The organism is Streptomyces sp. GbtcB7, assembly GCF_019091445.1.
GTDB classification, from domain to species: Bacteria; Actinomycetota; Actinomycetes; order Streptomycetales; family Streptomycetaceae; genus Streptomyces; species Streptomyces mirabilis.
On sequence record NZ_JAGXJM010000191.1, the window covers coordinates 1 to 344 of the forward strand.

Below are 344 nucleotides of genomic sequence, written 5' to 3' on the forward strand. Positions count from 1 at the left end.
GACGGCGAGGAACTCGGCTACGGCGACCCCGCCCTGCGCGGCCACTCCTTCGAGTTCCGCATCAACGGCGAAGACCCCGGCCGGGGCTTCCTGCCCGCCCCCGGCACGGTGACGCTGTTCGCCCCGCCGTCGGGTCCGGGCGTCCGCCTGGACGCGGGCGTCGAGTCCGGCAGTGTCATCGGCCCGGCCTGGGACTCCCTGCTCGCGAAGCTGATCGTCACCGGCGCCACCCGCGAGCAGGCGCTCCAGCGCGCCGCCCGCGCGCTGGAGGAGTTCCAGGTCGAGGGCATGGCGACCGCCATCCCGTTCCACCGCGCGGTGGTCCAGGACCCGGCCTTCGCCCC

Annotated in this window: 1 pseudogene; it reads left to right on the forward strand. The window is 75.6% G+C overall.

Annotated features, from left to right (window positions below):
* Nucleotides 1-344, forward strand: a pseudogene (locus tag KVT44_RS55805) (acetyl-/propionyl-CoA carboxylase subunit alpha); the annotation flags it as partial.